Origin of the sequence: Mycobacterium sp. 852002-40037_SCH5390672 (assembly GCF_001665875.1) — a bacterium.
Taxonomy (GTDB): domain Bacteria; phylum Actinomycetota; class Actinomycetes; order Mycobacteriales; family Mycobacteriaceae; genus Mycobacterium.
In genome coordinates this window covers 1-16314 of record NZ_LZTA01000008.1, presented here as the reverse complement: position 1 = coordinate 16314, position 16314 = coordinate 1, and the positions used below count along the sequence as shown (strand labels likewise).

Sequence of the window (16314 nt, the reverse complement as noted above, 5' to 3'; positions counted from 1 at the left end):
GATCCGCTCTTGTTCCGATTCGGACCGCGGGATTGCGGCACGGTGGCCGCTGCGGGGTCGCCGCCGGCGCGTCGTCTGGGCGGACCCGGCTTGTGGTTCGGCGGGCCGGGTGGGCCCCCCGCTCCAGCCGGTTGCTGACCGACTCCGCGAATCGCACCGCGGTTACTCATACTCCCGGTATAACCCCAAGCGACCGTTCCGGAAACCACCAAAGTGCGGTAATCGCGAACCACCTGGATCATTAGCGGGCAAATTCAAGCCGCGGTTCACTCAGCTCCACCGGTTGTTTGCCGGGCGGGCACATTTAACCGAAGAAGGCGGCGGCGTCGTCGTAGCGGCTTTCGGGGACCAGCTTGAGCTGACGCACCGCGTCCGCCAGCGGCACCCGGCCGATATCCTGCCCGCGCAGCGACACCATCTGGCCGTATTCCGCGGCATGCGCGGCGTCGGCGGCATTCACCCCGAACCGGGTGGCCAGCACCCGGTCATAGGCCGTCGGGGTGCCCCCTCGCTGGACGTGACCCAGCACGGTCACGCGGACGTCCTTGTTGATTCGCTTCTCCACTTCGGCACCGAGCTGGGCTGCCACGCCGGTGAACTTCTCGTGGCCGAATTCATCAATTCCGCCTTCCCGCAACGCAATCGATCCCGGAATGGGCTTGGCGCCCTCGGCGACCACACAGATGAAGTGCGAATCTCCGCGCTGGAAGCGCCTTTTGACGAGCCGACAGACCTCTTCGACATCGAAGGGCTGCTCGGGGATCAGGGTCATGTGCGCACCCGAAGCCAGGCCCGCGTTCAACGCGATCCAACCGGCGTGCCGGCCCATCACCTCGACCAGCATCACCCGCTGGTGCGATTCGGCGGTGCTGTGCAACCGGTCGATGGCGTCGGTCGCGACGGTCAACGCGGTGTCGTGGCCGAAAGTCACGTCAGTGCAATCGATGTCGTTGTCGATGGTCTTCGGCACGCCGACCACCGGAACGTTCTCTTCCGAGAGCCAATGCGCGGCCGTCAGAGTGCCCTCGCCGCCGATGGGAATCAGGACGTCTATCCCGTTGTCGTCGAGGGTCTGCTTGATCTGGTGCAGCCCGGCCCGCAGTTTGTCGGGGTGCACGCGGGCGGTGCCCAGCATGGTTCCGCCCTTGGCCAGCAGGCGGTCGTTGCGGTCGTCGTTCTGCAGCTGGATACGCCGGTTCTCCAGCAATCCGCGCCAACCGTCCTGGAATCCGACCACCGACGAGCCGTACCGGGAGTCGCAGGTTCGCACCACTGCCCGGATGACCGCGTTGAGCCCGGGGCAGTCGCCGCCTCCGGTGAGCACTCCGATCCGCATGCTCTCATCTTGCCCGGGACGGCGCCGTTATGGCGCGATTAGTCCGCGACAGTCCATGGCGGCGACCCGCTTCGCCCGGCTTGCGCCGCGCTCGTGATCGCTAAAGCGTGGGCGCCGACGGCAGCGGTCCGCGGGCCGCTTCGTAGGCCGCGCCGACCCGGTAGAGCCGGTCGTCGGCCAGTGCGGGCGCCATGATCTGCAGCCCGACCGGCAGCTGGTCATCCGGCGACAGACCGGCCGGCACCGACATGCCGCAGTGGCCGGCCAGATTCAGCGGCAGCGTGCACAGGTCGAACAGATACATCGCCAGCGGATCGTCGACCTTCTCGCCCAGCCGGAACGCCGTCGTCGGGGTCGCGGGCGACACCACCACGTCCACCGAGCGATAGGCCTCGTCCAGGTCGCGGGCGATCAGGGTGCGCACCTTCTGGGCCTGGTTGTAATACGCGTCGTAGTAACCGGCCGACAGCGCGTAGGTGCCGATCATGATGCGCCGCTTGACCTCCGGACCGAAGCCGGCGGCCCGCGTCATGGCCATCACTTCCTCGGCGCTGTGGCTGCCGTCGTCGCCGACCCGCAGCCCGTAGCGCATCGCGTCGAAGCGGGCCAGGTTGCTCGACACCTCCGACGGCAGGATCAGGTAGTAGGCGGCCAGCGCGTACTCGAAGTGCGGGCAGTCGACCTCGCTCACCTCGGCGCCCAGGGCGGTCAGCTGCTTGACGGCTTCCTCGAAAGCGCTCAGCACCCCGGGCTGATAACCCTCGCCGCGCAGCTGCTTGACCACTCCGACGCGCACACCCTTGAGGTCACCGGCCGCGCCGGCCCTGGCGGCGCCGACGACGTCGGGCACCGCCGCGTTCACCGAGGTGGAGTCGCGGGTGTCATGCCCGGCGATCACCTGATGCAGCAGCGCGGTGTCCAGCACCGTGCGGGCACACGGGCCGCCCTGATCCAGCGACGACGCGCACGCCACCAGGCCGTAGCGCGACACCGTGCCGTAGGTCGGCTTGACTCCCACCGTCGCGGTCAGCGCGGCGGGCTGCCGGATGGAACCCCCGGTGTCGGATCCGATGGCCAGTGGGGCCTGGAACGCGGCCAGTGCGGCCGCGCTGCCGCCCCCGGAGCCACCGGGCACCCGGTCGACGTTCCACGGGTTGCGGGTGGGGCCGTAGGCGGAGTTCTCGGTCGAGCTGCCCATCGCGAACTCGTCCATGTTGGTCTTGCCCAGGATCGGGATTCCCGCGGCGCGCAGTCGCGAGGTGACGGTGGCGTCGTACGGGGAACGCCAGCCCTGAAGGATCTTGGACCCGCAAGTGGTGGGCATGTCCACGGTGGTGAACACGTCCTTGAGCGCCAGGGGGACCCCGGCCAGCGGGGACGGCAGCCGCTCCCCGGCGGCCACCGCCTCGTCGACCTGCTTGTCAACGGCGGCTGCCGCCGCAAGCGCCTCGTCGGCCGCCACGTGTAGGAAGGCGTGGTAGCGGTCGTCGGTCGCCCGAATCTGGTCCAGGCACGCCTGGGTGACCTCGACCGATGACACCTCTTTGGCGGCGATCCGGGCCGCCAGCGTGGCGGCGTCGGACCGGATGATCTCGTTCACTCGCTGTCCCCCAGGATCTGCGGCACGGCGAAGCGGCCGTCGACGGCCGCGGGCGCTTCGGCCAGCGCTTCGGCCTGTGTCAGGCACGGTGTCGGCTCGTCCGGGCGGGTGCCAGTGACGTCTTTCAAGACGTCACTGAGCGGGTTGTCGGTGGCTTCGACGCCGGTGACATCGACCGCCTGGACCTGGCTCACGTGGGTCAGGATGGCGCCGAGCTGGCCGACGAAGCTGTCGAGCTCGCTGTCGGTCAACGCCAGCCGGGACAGCCGTGCCAGGTGCGCTACCTCGTCGCGGGAGATCTGGGACACGATCCGAAAGCCTAGCCGCGAGCGTGGGACCGGCGGACGGGGCCCGAACCGGGTCGAACCGAAATGCCGCCGACACATGGCTGTGCAACAGTGTTGGCCGTGCCGTCCTATCTGTTGCGCATCGAGCTCGTCGACCGGCCGGGCAGCCTGGGGTCGCTGGCGGTGGCGCTCGGTTCGGTGGGCGCCGACATCCTGTCGCTCGATGTCGTGGAACGCAGCTCGGGTTACGCCACCGACGACCTGGTGATCGAACTGCCGCATGGAGCCATGCCCGACACACTCATCACCGCCGCCGAATCCCTATCCGGCGTCCGGGTGGACAGCGTGCGTCCGCACACCGGACTACTGGAAGCGCACCGCGAGCTGGAGCTGCTCGACCACATCGCCGCGGCCGACGGCAAGGCGGCACGACTGCAGGTCCTCGCCAACGAGGCGCCCAAGGTGCTGCGCGTCAGTTGGTGCACGGTACTGCGCAGTTCGGACGGCGAGCTGCAGCGCCTGTCCGGCAGTCCGGGCGCTCCGGAAACCAAGGCGGACTCGGCGCCCTGGCTGCCAATCGAGCGGGCCGTAACGCTGGACAGCAGCGCCGAGTGGGTGCCCAAGGCGTGGCGCGATATGGACATGACGATGGTCGCGGCGCCGTTGGGCGACCCGGACACCGCGGTGGTGCTGGGCCGTCCCGGCCCGGAATTCAGGCCGTCAGAGGTCGCCCGGCTCGGTTACCTCGCCGGGATCGTCGCCACCATGCTGCGCTAGCGCGACGACGCGTGCGATCCGGACATCGCTACCGGGTCGTCGTCGTCCCACAGCAGCAGTTGTCGGACCGCCGAGCGCGGACCGTAGGGCCGCAGCATGGTGCTGGCCGGCCGTGGACGCACCCGTTGCGGCCACCAGAACCAGCGCCCGAGAAGCCTTGCGACAGAAGGCGTCATGAATGACCGCACGATCAGCGTGTCGAACAACAGGCCGAGGCCGATGGTGGTCCCGATCTGGCCGAGGACCTGAAACCCGCTGAACACGAACGCACACATGGTGACGGCGAAGACGATGCCGGCCGAGGTGACCACCGAGCCGGAGCCGGCCATCGCCCGGATGATGCCGGTATTCAGGCCCGCATGGATCTCTTCCTTGAAGCGCGAGATCAACAGGAGGTTGTAGTCGGATCCCACTGCCAGCAGCAGGATCACCGCCAACGCGAGCACGACCCAATACAGCTGAATGCCGAAGATGTACTGCCACACCAGGACTGACAGCCCGAACGAAGCGCCCAGCGACAGGGCCACCGTACCCACGATGACAAGCGCGGCGATCAGGCTGCGCGTGATGATCATCATGATCAGCAGGATCAGGCTCAGCGCCGCGAACGCCACGATCATCAGATCGTATTTCGCGCCGTCCTGGATGTCCTTGTAGGTCGCGGAGGTGCCGCCGAGATAAATCCCCGCGCCGGCCATCGGCGTGCCCTTCAAGGCCTCATGCGCGGCCTTGGCCATCGGATCGATGTGCGAAATGCCTTCTGGGGTAGCGGGATCACCCTCATGCGTGACGATCATGCGGGCGGCCTTGCCGTCCGGTGACAGGAACAATTTGAGCCCGCGCTTGAAGTCGGGGTTGTTGAACACCTCGGGCGGCAGGTAGAAGGTGTCGTCGTTCTTGGCCGCGTCGAAGGCCCGACCCAGCGCAGTCGCGTTGTCGATCGCGGCCGCGGTCTGTGCGTAGATGCCGGACAACGTGGCGTAATTGGCCAGCGTCAGATCGCGATTGGTCTGCTGACTGTCGATCTGCGGCGGGATCAGCGCCACCAGTTTCGGCTGCAGCGCGTCAAGCTGGTCGAGGGAAGCAGTGAGGTTTTCGAACTTCTCGGTGAGCTGGTCGATGCCGTCGAGCGCGTCGAACAGGGACCTGAACGCGAAGCAGACGGGAATGTCGTAACAATGCTTCTCCCAATAGAAATAGCTGCGCACCGGCCGGAAGAAATCGTCGAAATTCGCGATCTTGTCGCGCAGATCCTGGATCGTGCCCAGCGTGTCATGAAAGCTCTGGGTCTCGTCGTGGGTGGTGCCGGCGAGCTGTTGCTGCAATACGTACTGCTGCTTGAGAATGTTGATCGTCTTGTTCAGTTCATTGGCCTGCTTGAGGGCGTCGTTCGCCCGATCTTGTTGGTAGGTCAGGTTTTCCTGCTGCGCGGCGCTGGAGTTGCTGACCACAAACGCCAGCGAGCTGTGCACCAGCGGGGTTCCCAGGGGACGGGTGATGGTCTGCACCTGCGCGACGCCGGGTACGTGGAACACCGACTTGGCCACCTTGTCCAGGATGAGCATGCTCTCCGGATTACGCATGTCGTGATCCGTTTCGACCATCAGCAATTCGGGCTCCAGCCGGGCCCGCGAGAAGTGCTTCTCGGCGGCGGTGTAACCGATATTGGCCGGTGCGCTGGCGGGCATGTACGGGCGGGTGTCGTAACTGGTCTTGTAACCGGGCAGGGCCAGCAGACCGACCAGGGCCAGCGCGCACGCCGCCGCCAGAACCGCGCCGGGCCAACGGACGATGGCGGTACCGATGCGCCGCCATCCCCGGGTTCGTATCGCTCGCTTGGGATCGAAGATGCCCGCCATGGCGCCCAGGGTGAGGATGGCCGGGCCCAGGGTGAGCGCGGCGAACAGTGCGACGAGGATGCCCAACGCGGCGGGAATGCCCAGAGTTTGGAAGTAGGGCAGCCGGGTGAAGCTCAGGCAGGCCACTGCACCCGCAACGGTGAGCCCCGAACCCAGCACGATGTGCGTGGTGCCGTGATACATGGTGTAGAAAGCTTTTTCGCGATCCTCACCGGTACCACGGGCCTCCTGGTAGCGACCCACGAAAAATATCGCGTAGTCGGTTCCGGCGGCGATCACCAAGAGCGTCAGCAGATTCGTCGCATAGGTCGACAGCCCGATGACTCCTGCGTTTCCGAGAAACGCGACAAGACCTCGGGCGGCTGACATTTCTATCAGGACCGTGGCAAGCACCAGCAACGTGGTGAGCACCGAGCGGTAGACGAAGAACAACATCAGCGCGATCACCCCGATGGTGATACCGGTGACCTTTGCGGTCCCCTTGCTACCGACGTCGAACTGATCGGAGATCAGCGGCGCCGCCCCGGTCACATAGGCCCGGACGCCCGGCGGCGGCTTGATGCGCTCGACGATGTCGCGCACGGCGTTGACGCCCTCGTTGGCCAACGCCGAACCTTGATTACCGGCAAGGTTCACCTGAACATAAGCGGCCTTGCCGTCACTACTCTGCGATCCCGCCGCCGTGAGGGTGTCGCCCCAGTAATCCTGGACGTGTTGGACGTGTTTCTTGTCCTGCTCGATCTTGCGGATCATCTCGTCGTAGAAGCGGTGGGCGTCGGCGCCGAGCGGCTTGTCGCCTTCCAGCACGATCATGGCCGAGCTGTCGGTGTCGAACTCGTGGAATTTTTCGCCGATGCGCTTGATCGCCTTCAGCGACGGCGCATCTGGCGAGTTCAGCGCCACGTTGTGGGTCTTGCCCACCTCTTCCAGCTGCGGCACCGCGATGTTCGTGATGGCGGCCAGTGCCACCCAGAACAGCAGGATCGGCAACGCGAGCCGGCGGATTGTGCGCGGCACGAACGGCCGCGACTGTTGATCGTTGCTCATCCAGATTTATCCAGACAGAAGGTGTAGGCGTCGACTTTGTTAACGGTGCGTTGGTCTTTCACTTCTCCGTTGACCGTGATGCGGCAGCCCAGGGTGTCGCCGTCGCCCTGCGCCACGACGTTGCCGATAACCGCGGGCTCGGTCGTGGTAATGGTGAACGACCACGGCAAGGGCGCATTTTTGACTTGCTGCGGCTGGGCATTGACATCGAGGTAATTGATGGTCGCGGTCGCCCCCGGTGCACCGAAGACCTCGAGCACGACCTGCTTGGGGTTGAACGGGACGATCTGGTTGGCCAGGCCGCTGTTGGCCGACGTGTTGTTGTGCGACCCGAAGATTCCGTGCAGGCGATAGATACCGAAGCCCGCGAGCGCGACGACCAGTACCGCGACGAGCACCATCCACCACCGCTTCGCCAGGGACGCGATCGAAAAGCCTTTCACGCGTTAGCCTTTCGAAGATCGGGCGACGGGATCACGCTCAAGTCAAGTGCGACTGCCAACGTCATGAGCATGATCGACAGCTATGACAGTACGGTACGGGACCGTACTGTACAAGAGACGCACGCGTATATTTCCCCGACGGGGCCGAGCCCGGAATGCGGCATCGTTTACCCGGCGGACTTGGTCAGGCCGGGGATGAGAAATCCGTCGACAAAATCTTGCACGGTGCGGCGAGTGGGCGGGCGACCGGGAATGATCGACCTGAAAATCAGGTAGCCGGGCAACAAGTCCCAGAGTTCGTCGGTGATGACGTCTTCGGTGATCTCACCGCGGTCGACGGCCTGATGCAGCACGTGCTGGATCATGGCTTTGCGCTGATCGAGGAATTGATGCTGCAACGCGTCGTTGAGCGCGGGGTGGCGCGACACCTCGACCATCACCGCGCGGATGGTGCCGGCGTGCTGCCCGCACTCCTGGCTGATCGTCTCCCCCAGGCTCAGCAGGTCGCCGCGCAACGTGCCGGTATTCGGGGGGACGGCCACCTGGCGGACGCCTTCGATGAAGGCGGCCAGCACCAGTTCGGCCTTGGACGGCCAACGCCGGTAGACCGTGGCCTTGCTGGCGCGGGCGGCGGTGGCCACCGCGTCCACCGTCAGCTGGTCATAGCCGTGTTCCTGCAGCAGCCCCAGGGTCACAGCCAGGATCTCGGCCTCGCGCGGCGACCATGGTGATGCGTGGTCGCACCGGTCGGCCGTCTGGGTCATAGAACCCACGATAGAGCCGCGCGGGCGATGCGGACCAATTTCGGCGCAGCCCACCCCGACGAATGTGAATTCGTCAGCGGGCGGGCATCAGCGCACGTTCGATGTCGGCGAGCAGGTCGTCGGTGTCTTCGATACCCAGCGAGATGCGCGCGAATCCGTCGGCGACCGGATCTCCCCAGCGCGCCCGGCGGTCCACCGACGTGTGCAGGCCCCCGAAACTGGTGGAGGCGATGAGCAGTTCGCTGCGCTCCACCAGCGCGTGCACCGCGGCCGCATCGGCCAATTCGATGCAGACCAGCGCTCCGAATCGGCGCATCTGCGCCATGGCCACCGGATGGGCCGGGTCGTCGACCAATCCCGGGTAGCGCACCGCCCGTATCGCCGGGTGGCGGGCCAACATCGTCGCCACCGCCCGGGCGTTCTGGCATTGGCGTTCGAATCGCAATCCGGCGGTTCCCAAGCTGCGCAACACAAGCCACGCCTCAAACCCGCCGAGGATCGCACCGGCGAGCAGCCTGTGTCGCTCCACCGCGGCGCGCAGCTCGGGCTGATTGGTGGCGACATAGCCGGCCAGCAGGTCGCCGTGACCGGACAGGGCCTTGGTCGCGCTGGCCACCACCGCGTCGGCGCCCAACGACAGCGGCTGCTGGCCCAAGGGCGTCGCGGCGGTGTTGTCGACGATCAAGCGCGCGTTGCGGCCCCGGCAGATGGTGGCCAACCGGTGCAGATCGATCACGTCCAACGCCGGGTTGGTGGGCGTTTCGGCCAGCACCACGTCGGCTTCGGCCGCCGCGTCATAGATCCGCGCACTGGACGCCTCGATGACCGTCACGCCCGCGGGCACCAGGTCTTCGGAGGCGTAGCGGCGCACCTGGTAATAGCCGTCGGCCGGTATCACCACCGTCGATCCGGGCGTCGCCAGTACGCGTAGTACGGCGCTGATGGCCGCCATGCCCGAGCCGAACACCAGCGCGCCGCTGGCCCCCTCCAGCTCGGCGAGTGCGGACTCCAGTTGCCGCCAGGTCGGATTGGAGCTGCGGCCGTAGCTGTCCCAAGCGCCGGTCTCGTCGCTGGACAGGTGATAGGTGGCGGCGAGCACCGCCTGCGGCGCCACGGGCTGACCCGAGATCGCCTCCAGATCAACGGCTTTGAGGCTACGAGTGGAATCACCGTACCGGCCGGTCATGCTCAGTCCGCCGGGGTTTCGGGCGGACCTTCGGCCAACAGTTTCGCGAAGCCGTCCTCGTCGAGGACGGGTACCCCTAGCTCGATCGCCTTGTCGTATTTGGAACCCGGGGAATCGCCGGCCACGACGTAGTCGGTCTTCTTCGACACCGAGCCGGCGGCCTTTCCACCGCGCGCCAGGATCGCCTCCTTGGCGTCGTCGCGGGAAAAGCGGGCCAGCGACCCGGTGACCACGACCGTCAGTCCCTCCAGCGTGCGCTGCACGCTGGTGTCGCGTTCGTCCGCCATTCGCACACCGGCGGCCCGCCACTTCTCGACGATCGCGCGGTGCCAGTCGACGGTGAACCATTCGGTGAGCGCCGCCGCGATCGTCGGTCCGACACCTTCCACCGCGGCCAGGCGCTCGGTCGACGCCGACATGATCGCGTCCAGATCACCGAACTCGGTCGCCAGGGCACGCGCGGCCGTCGGCCCGACATGCCGGATCGACAACGCCACCAACACTCGCCACAGCGCCACCTTCTTGGCCTTGTCCAGGTTGTCGAGCAGCCGTCTGCCGTTGGCGGACAGGGCGCCGGCCTTCGTCCGGAACAGCTCGGTACGCAGCAGGTCGTCCTCGGTGAGCGCGAACAGGTCGCCCTCGTCGGCGATCACACCGGCCTTGAGCAGCGCGGTGGCGGCTTCATAGCCCAGCCCCTCGATGTCGAGCGCCCCGCGACCGGCGACGTGAAACACCCGCTCGCGCAACTGCGCGGGACAGGACCGGGCGTTGGGGCAGCGGATGTCGGCGTCGCCCTCCTTGGCCGGCGCCAGCGGGGTGCCGCATTCGGGACACGTGGTGGGCATGTCGAATTCGCGTTCGGAGCCGTCGCGCAGGTCGACGACGGGACCGAGCACCTCCGGGATCACGTCGCCGGCTTTGCGGATCATCACGGTGTCGCCGATCAGCACTCCCTTGCGTTTCACCTCGGCGGCGTTGTGCAGAGTGGCCAGCCCCACCGTCGACCCGGCCACCTTCACCGGCGTCATGAACGCGAACGGGGTGACACGCCCGGTGCGCCCGACGTTGACGCGAATGTCGAGCAGCTTGGTCTGCGCCTCTTGGGGCGGGTACTTGTAGGCCACGGCCCATCGCGGCGCGCGCGACGTGGTCCCGAGCCGGCGTTGCAGCGCGACGTCGTCGACTTTGACTACCACCCCGTCGATTTCGTGCTCGAGGTCGTAACGGTGCTCACCCCAGTAGCCGATCCGCTCCTCCACGGCGGCAAGGCCGCGCACGCGCGCGGTTTGTTCGGCCACCGGCAGCCCCCAGACTTTCAGCGCGGTGTAGGCCTCGTGCTGGGTCTTCGGCGCGAACCCCTCGGTGCGGCCGATGCCGTGACAGATCATCCGCAGCTTGCGCCGGGCGGTGACGGCCGGGTTCTTCTGGCGCAGCGACCCGGCCGCGCTGTTGCGCGGGTTGGCGAACGGCGCCTTGCCGCCCTCGACCAGGCTGGCGTTGAGCGCCTCGAAATCGGTGAGCAGAAAGAACACCTCGCCCCGCACCTCGAGCAGGGCGGGAACCGGGAAGCCCTTGCTGGCGGAAAGCCTTTCGGGGACGTCGTCGATGGTGCGCGCATTGAGCGTCACGTCTTCGCCGACCCGACCGTCGCCCCGGGTCGCGGCGCGTTCCAACCGGCCGTCGCGGTACACCAGCGACAGTGCCACCCCGTCGATCTTGAGTTCGCACAGGTAATGCGGTTCCTTGCCGACCTCGTTCTCGACGCGGTTGCTCCAGGCCACCAGCTCGTCGCGATCGAAGACGTCGTCGAGGCTCAGCATCCGTTCCAGGTGCTGCGCCTCGCCGAACTCGGTGGCAAATCCCGCCCCGCCGACCAGCTGCGTCGGGGAATCGGGCACCCGGAGCTCCGGGTGCCGTTCCTCGAGCGCCAGGAGTTCGTTGAACATCGTGTCGAAGTCCGCGTCCGAAATGATCGGAGCGTCCTTGATGTAGTAGCGGAACTGGTGTTCACGAACCGTTTCGGCCAGGTCCTGCCACTGCCGGCGCACCTCGGGCGATACCGAATCAGCTTCTGCTGAGCTCACCTTGGCAGGCTATCCGAGGACACCGACGCAAAACGCGGCGCGCTCAGTCCTGCACTGGGCCCTCCACTGGGCCCTCCACGTAGGACCGCAACCGGTCCACCGCGGCGTCCCACCGGCGGGACAGCTGACTCAGGTAGTCGCTGGCCGACGCCAGCGGTCGGGTCTGCACCGTCCAGACGCGCTCACGACCCCGCCGGCTGCTGGTCACCAGCCCGACGGACTCCAGCAGCCGCAGGTGCTTGCTGGCCGCCTGCCGGGTGACCGGGATAACGCTGGTGACCTGGGATGTCGAGCTCGGCCCCTGATCGCAGAGCCGCACGATGATGCGCAGCCGGTTGGGATCACCCAAGGCGTCGAAGAGCGGCGCGCCGACGGTGACACCTCCGCTCATACCCGGACGCCCTCGATGTACTTGCGCACCAGCGTGGTCTGGATAGCCCACCCCTCGCCGTTGGCCTCGAACGCTTGCCCGCGGCGCGCCTCGGGAATCGCCTCGAAGCCGGACTCGGTGATGGTCAGCAACACGCCGTCGGACTGCTCGGCGAGGGTGAACTCGACGAGCGTGGTCGGCTCGCGGTCGTAGTCGACATCCGGGTCGGTGGCGAACGGATGCCAGCGGTAGGCGAACCGGCGCTGGGGCTCCATGGCGACGATCTGCCACGTGCTCTGCACTCCCGCATGCGCCTCCTGACGCTGTGCGACCTCGCCGTCGACGGTGGTCGGGCTGATCGCGGCGGTCACCGAGGTTCCGGCGACGAACGGCCCGTCGAAGCGCACCCCGAACCAGCGACCGAACTCCTCGGCATCGCTGATGGCCCGCCACACCCGCTCGAGCGGGGCGCGCAGCACCACGTGCTTCTCGATCTTCATATGCAACCTCCTGGTTGCCTATGAGTTGAGCACAATGTGGCCGAACACGCAACCTTATGGTTGCTTATTCGATGGCGTCGGGATCCTCCGCGAACATCTCAGCCGCCCTGCGCGCCAGCCCGATCGCGGTGCGGGCCCACTCCGGCGTGGCGCCGGCCAGGCCGCACGCGGGGGTGACGCCGATGCGGTCGCGCAGTGCCGAGCGGGCGAAGCCGAGGCGATCGGTCACCGCGACCAACGCGGCGGCCACCTCCTCCGCCGAGGGCCGACGTGGCGGGGTCTTGCCGGCGACCACCCCCAGCATGACGGTGCGACCAGGCTCCACGAACTCGGCAATGCCGTCCAGATCCGCCGCGTTCAGCGTGCCGGCGTCCACTGAAATAGCGCGAATAGCGCTGCGCTGCAAGAGTTTCCACGGAACACCCGGGGCGCAGCAATGCAGCAGAACCTCGCTTCCCACCGTTTGGGCGCAGGTGTCGAGCAGTCCGACGGCCACCGCCTCGTCGAGCGGGGCCACCGGACTCAGTGAGGTCACCCCACGCAGCCCCCCGCCCAGCGCGTCGGGTAGCGACGGCTCGTCGAACTGCACCACCACCTCCGCCTCGAGGCGGCGGGCCATCGCCGCACGATGCGCGGACACACCCTCGGCCAGCGACACCGCGAGGTCGCGCAGCGCCCCGGGGTCGGTGATCGCCCGGTGGCCGTTGGCCAGCTCCACCTCGGCGGCCAACGTGATCGGGCCGGGAGCCTGCACCTTCACCACCCGGCCTTCGTTGCGCAGGCCGGCGGCTTCCCAGGCCTCTTCCAGCGCGTCCATGTCCTCGTCGAGGAGGCTGATGGCGCGGCGGGTGACCGCGCCGGGCCGGGCGGCAAGCCGGTAGCCGCGGGGCACCGTGTCGATGGCCACGTCGACCAGCAGCGCGCCGGCCCGGCCGAGCATGTCCGCACCTACTCCGCGCGCCGGCAGTTCGACGATGTGCGCCAGCGCGCCCGCCAGTTCACCCACGACAACTTCGGCGGCTTCGCGCGCGGCGATGCCGGGCCACGATCCGACACCGCTGGCGCCGGCAAAGGGATGGGCGAAAACACTCATCCGGCAACCGTATTCGACGACGCACCACCGACCGGTCGGCAGGGGTCTGTGTGCCGGCGGAGCGCGCGGGTAGGTTCAACGCCGAAGGGGTGCGAAATCGTGTCACAGAAGGCGAAATCGGCGTGGCTACCGCTGCTGTGCACGGCGGTGTTGCTGGCGGCGTCGTGCACCCGGGTGGTGGACGGCGCGGCTGCGGCGGGATCCGGCGCCAACCGCAGGGTGGTGCAGGGCGTCGATGTCGACGCGATCCTGCTCGACCAGTCACGGATGCGCGCGATCACCGGTGCCGGTGAGCATCTGAGCATCATCCCCTCCATGGACGGCACCAGCCCGGTGGACATCGAGGCACTCGCCGACACCGCACCGCGCGAGTGCCGGTTCATCTACGCCGAGACGGCAACGTTCGGCCGCGATCTCGCGGCGTTCCACAAGACGACCTTTCAGGACCCACCTGATGGCGCGCTGATCTCCGAAGGCGCCGCGGCCTACCACGATGCCGACACCGCCCGTCGTGCCTTCGGCGCCCTGGTGGGCACCGTCGGCGACTGCGCGAACGGCTCGAGCGGGCAGCTCTACGTCGGCGACTGGAACGCCGACGACACCTCGCTGCACCTGCGGCCGGGCGGATGCGGTCGCGACTACCGCATCCGGTCGGTGGCCATGCTGGAGGTCACCTTCTGCGGATTCGCGCAATCGGTGTCTGACATCGTGATGACGAATATTTCCGCGAACATGCCGCGGTAGTGAGGATTCAGCGTGTGGTGCCGGCGATGGTGGCGCTGGCGAGCACCTCGTCACCGTCGGGGTCGCGGCGATACAGCACCAGCGTCTGGCCGCGGGCCACGCCGCGCATCGGAGCGCGCAGTCGCACAACGAGTTCGTCGTTGACCAGTTCGGCTGTCGCGTCGGCCGTCTCCCCGTGCGCGCGCACCTGAACCGCGCACTCCAGCGGCCCCGACGGCGTGCCGCCAGAGGTGAAAACCGGTGTCCGCCCGACCATTTCGCGGATCTCGAGATCAGCCGCCTCGCCCACCTGCACGGTCGCGGTCTCCGCGTCGATCGCAGTCACGTAACGCGGACGGCCGTCGGGCCCCGGTCCCGCGATGCCGAGCCCCTTGCGCTGGCCGATGGTGAACCCGTGCACGCCGTCGTGCTCGGCGAGCACCGCGCCGTCCGCATCGACCACGGAACCCCGGCGAACCCCGATGCGATCGCCCAGGAAGGCACGGGTGTTGCCCGAGGGGATGAAGCAGATGTCGTGACTGTCCGGCTTTTCGGCGACGGTCAGACCGCGCCGCGCGGCTTCGGCCCGGATCTGCGGCTTGGGGGTGTCCCCGATCGGGAACGCGGCGTGGCGCAACTGCTCGGCGCTCAACACGGCCAGGACGTAGGACTGGTCCTTGTCCATGTCGACGGCGCGACGCAGCCGGCCGTTCGAAAGCCGCGCGTAGTGGCCGGTGGCCACCGTGTCGAAGCCGAGCGCAACGGCTTTCGCCGACAGCGCCGAGAACTTGATCTTCTGATTGCACACCACGCACGGGTTGGGTGTTTCGCCGCGCGCATACGACGACACGAATTCGTCGATGACGTCTGACTTGAACCTCTCCGCGAAATCCCACACATAGAACGGGATTCCGAGCACATCCGCGACGCGGCGCGCGTCGGAGGCGTCCTCCTTCGAGCAGCACCCGCGCGAACCGGTGCGCAGCGTGCCTGGCGCGCTGGACAGCGCCAGGTGCACGCCGACCACGTCATGTCCGGCGTCGACCATCCGGGCGGCGGCGACCGACGAGTCGACGCCACCGCTCATGGCGGCAAGCACTTTCACTTAGGACGCCCCCGTGGCGGCCAGCGTGGCCCGACGGGCGCGATCCACCGCGCCCGGCAGCACCCGCAGCACGGCGTCGACGTCGGCGTCGACACTGGTGTGACCCAACGAAAGTCGCAACGACCCACGGGCACTGGTCGCGTCGGCGCCCATCGCGATCAGCACGTGCGACGGCTGCGCGACTCCCGCGGTGCACGCCGATCCGGTCGAACACTCGATTCCGTTGGCATCCAAGAGCATCAACAGCGCATCGCCTTCGCAGCCGCGGAAGGTGAAGTGCGCGTTGCCGGGCAGGCGCAGCGGGTCGCGGGCCCCGTTGAGGCTGACGTCCTCGATGCCGTCCAGCACACCGTCGACCAGCCGGTCGCGCAACGCCCGCAGCCGGGCGCTGTTGACCTCGAGCCCGTCGACCGAGATCCGGGCCGCCGCCGCCATTCCCACGGCGCCTGCGACATCGGCGGTGCCCGAACGGATGTCGCGCTCCTGCCCACCACCGTGGGCCAGCGGCACGCACGCGACGTCGCGGCGCAGCAGCAGCGCGCCCACGGCCGGCGGGCCACCGAACTTGTGTGCGGTGACGCTCATCGCCGACAACCCGCTGGCGGCGAAGTCGACGGGCAACTGGCCCACCGCCTGCACGGCGTCGCTGTGCATCGGGACACCGAATTCGGCCGCGACGGCGGCCAGTTCGGCGGCCGGCATGACGGTGCCGACCTCGTTGTTGGCCCACATCACCGAGACCAGCGCGACGTCGTCGTGGCGGGTAAGCACCTCGCGCAGCTCCGCCGCCGACACCGACCCGTCGGCGGCGGTCGCAAGCCAGGTGACCTCGGCGCCCTCGTGCTCGACGAGCCAGTTCACCGAGTCCAGCACGGCGTGGTGTTCCACCTCACTGGTGACGATGCGCCGGCGACGCGGTTCGGCGTCGCGGCGGGCCCAGTAGATGCCCTTGACCGCCAGGTTGTCGCTCTCGGTGCCGCCGGCGGTGAAGATGACCTCCGAGGGGCGCGCGCCCAGCTTGTCGGCGATCAGCTCGCGGGACTCCTCGATGCGGCGCCGCGCCGCGCGGCCGCTGGTGTGCCGCTGCGGGTGACGCTTCGCCTCATGCTGGCGCTGCTGCTCGCGCCGGGGCTGCCGTTG

General features: G+C 67.9%; 15 protein-coding genes. 2 read left to right on the top strand and 13 right to left on the bottom strand.

Translation table 11 applies throughout. The features are described from left to right. Nucleotides 1–304: 304 nt before the first annotated feature. From A5782_RS01995 to gatC, 3 genes are all read right to left on the bottom strand, one after another. Nucleotides 305–1336 carry an ATP-dependent 6-phosphofructokinase gene (locus A5782_RS01995; protein WP_067094356.1) on the bottom strand — a complete coding sequence of 344 codons (1032 nt, stop codon included), beginning with the start codon at nucleotides 1334–1336 and terminating at the stop codon, nucleotides 305–307. A 100-nt stretch (nucleotides 1337–1436) separates the two neighbouring features. After that, on the bottom strand, nucleotides 1437–2936 hold the full coding sequence (gene gatA / locus A5782_RS01990; protein WP_067094353.1) for an Asp-tRNA(Asn)/Glu-tRNA(Gln) amidotransferase subunit GatA: 1500 nt from the start codon (nucleotides 2934–2936) through the stop codon (nucleotides 1437–1439). Next, nucleotides 2933–3244, bottom strand: coding sequence for an Asp-tRNA(Asn)/Glu-tRNA(Gln) amidotransferase subunit GatC (gene gatC, locus A5782_RS01985; RefSeq protein ID WP_067094350.1), 312 nt, complete (start codon nucleotides 3242–3244; stop codon nucleotides 2933–2935). The genes gatA and gatC overlap by 4 nt, the downstream gene beginning before the upstream one ends. 99 nt (nucleotides 3245–3343) lie before the next feature. Between gatC and A5782_RS01980 the strand changes: the two genes are divergently transcribed. Beyond that, nucleotides 3344–4000: an amino acid-binding protein gene (locus A5782_RS01980; protein WP_156623762.1), complete on the top strand. Its 657-nt coding sequence runs from the start codon at nucleotides 3344–3346 to the stop codon at nucleotides 3998–4000. Here the strand turns inward: A5782_RS01980 and A5782_RS01975 are convergent. The 8 genes from A5782_RS01975 to A5782_RS01940 all read right to left on the bottom strand — a co-directional run bounded on the left by A5782_RS01975 (nucleotide 3997) and on the right by A5782_RS01940 (nucleotide 13346). Continuing rightward, entirely contained in the window at nucleotides 3997–6906 is a 2910-nt protein-coding gene (locus A5782_RS01975; protein WP_067094344.1) for an RND family transporter, read from the bottom strand. The two genes, A5782_RS01980 and A5782_RS01975, sit on opposite strands and share 4 nt — an antisense overlap. Then, nucleotides 6903–7307, bottom strand: coding sequence for an MmpS family transport accessory protein (locus tag A5782_RS01970; RefSeq protein ID WP_067094771.1), 405 nt, complete (start codon nucleotides 7305–7307; stop codon nucleotides 6903–6905). Before A5782_RS01970 ends, A5782_RS01975 begins: the two co-directional genes overlap by 4 nt. 209 nt (nucleotides 7308–7516) lie before the next feature. Beyond that, entirely contained in the window at nucleotides 7517–8125 is a 609-nt protein-coding gene (locus A5782_RS01965; protein WP_156623768.1) for a TetR/AcrR family transcriptional regulator, read from the bottom strand. Between the two features lie 61 nt (nucleotides 8126–8186). Continuing rightward, nucleotides 8187–9299, bottom strand: coding sequence for a cystathionine gamma-lyase (locus A5782_RS01960; RefSeq protein ID WP_067094338.1), 1113 nt, complete (start codon nucleotides 9297–9299; stop codon nucleotides 8187–8189). Between the two features lie 2 nt (nucleotides 9300–9301). After that, nucleotides 9302–11383: an NAD-dependent DNA ligase LigA gene (gene ligA, locus A5782_RS01955; protein ID WP_067094335.1), complete on the bottom strand. Its 2082-nt coding sequence runs from the start codon at nucleotides 11381–11383 to the stop codon at nucleotides 9302–9304. Nucleotides 11384–11426: 43 nt separating this feature from the next. Further along, complete coding sequence (locus tag A5782_RS01950) at nucleotides 11427–11774, bottom strand: helix-turn-helix transcriptional regulator (protein WP_067094332.1); 348 nt, start codon at nucleotides 11772–11774, stop codon at nucleotides 11427–11429. Next, a complete protein-coding gene (locus tag A5782_RS01945; RefSeq protein ID WP_067094329.1) occupies nucleotides 11771–12253 on the bottom strand; it encodes an SRPBCC family protein in 483 nt (160 codons plus the stop codon). The genes A5782_RS01950 and A5782_RS01945 overlap by 4 nt, the downstream gene beginning before the upstream one ends. Nucleotides 12254–12317: 64 nt before the next feature. Further along, nucleotides 12318–13346, bottom strand: a complete 1029-nt coding sequence (locus A5782_RS01940; RefSeq protein ID WP_067094326.1) for a methionine synthase — start codon at nucleotides 13344–13346, stop codon at nucleotides 12318–12320. Nucleotides 13347–13445: 99 nt separating this feature from the next. On the opposite strand from A5782_RS01940, the gene A5782_RS01935 reads away from it, so the two are divergent. Beyond that, complete coding sequence (locus tag A5782_RS01935) at nucleotides 13446–14090, top strand: sensor domain-containing protein (RefSeq protein ID WP_197694078.1); 645 nt, start codon at nucleotides 13446–13448, stop codon at nucleotides 14088–14090. A 7-nt stretch (nucleotides 14091–14097) separates the two neighbouring features. Here A5782_RS01935 and mnmA read toward each other — a convergent pair whose 3' ends face one another. Together mnmA and A5782_RS01925 are read right to left on the bottom strand one after the other, a co-directional pair. Further along, nucleotides 14098–15174, bottom strand: coding sequence for a tRNA 2-thiouridine(34) synthase MnmA (gene mnmA / locus A5782_RS01930; RefSeq protein WP_067094323.1), 1077 nt, complete (start codon nucleotides 15172–15174; stop codon nucleotides 14098–14100). Beyond that, the coding region (locus A5782_RS01925; RefSeq protein ID WP_231986571.1) for a cysteine desulfurase family protein at nucleotides 15175–16314 on the bottom strand (1140 nt) is incomplete at its 5' end.

Excerpts from the sequence above, each read along its gene's own strand:
- A5782_RS01940 (WP_067094326.1), bottom strand. The coding sequence starts at position 13,346 with ATGAGTGTTTTCGCCCATCCCTTTGCCGGCGCCAGCGGTGTCGGATCG.
- A5782_RS01945 (WP_067094329.1), bottom strand. The coding sequence starts at position 12,253 with ATGAAGATCGAGAAGCACGTGGTGCTGCGCGCCCCGCTCGAGCGGGTG.
- A5782_RS01995 (WP_067094356.1), bottom strand. The coding sequence starts at position 1,336 with ATGCGGATCGGAGTGCTCACCGGAGGCGGCGACTGCCCCGGGCTCAAC.
- A5782_RS01975 (WP_067094344.1), bottom strand. The coding sequence starts at position 6,906 with ATGAGCAACGATCAACAGTCGCGGCCGTTCGTGCCGCGCACAATCCGC.
- A5782_RS01970 (WP_067094771.1), bottom strand. The coding sequence starts at position 7,307 with ATGGTGCTCGTCGCGGTACTGGTCGTCGCGCTCGCGGGCTTCGGTATC.
- A5782_RS01960 (WP_067094338.1), bottom strand. The coding sequence starts at position 9,299 with ATGACCGGCCGGTACGGTGATTCCACTCGTAGCCTCAAAGCCGTTGAT.
- A5782_RS01950 (WP_067094332.1), bottom strand. The coding sequence starts at position 11,774 with ATGAGCGGAGGTGTCACCGTCGGCGCGCCGCTCTTCGACGCCTTGGGT.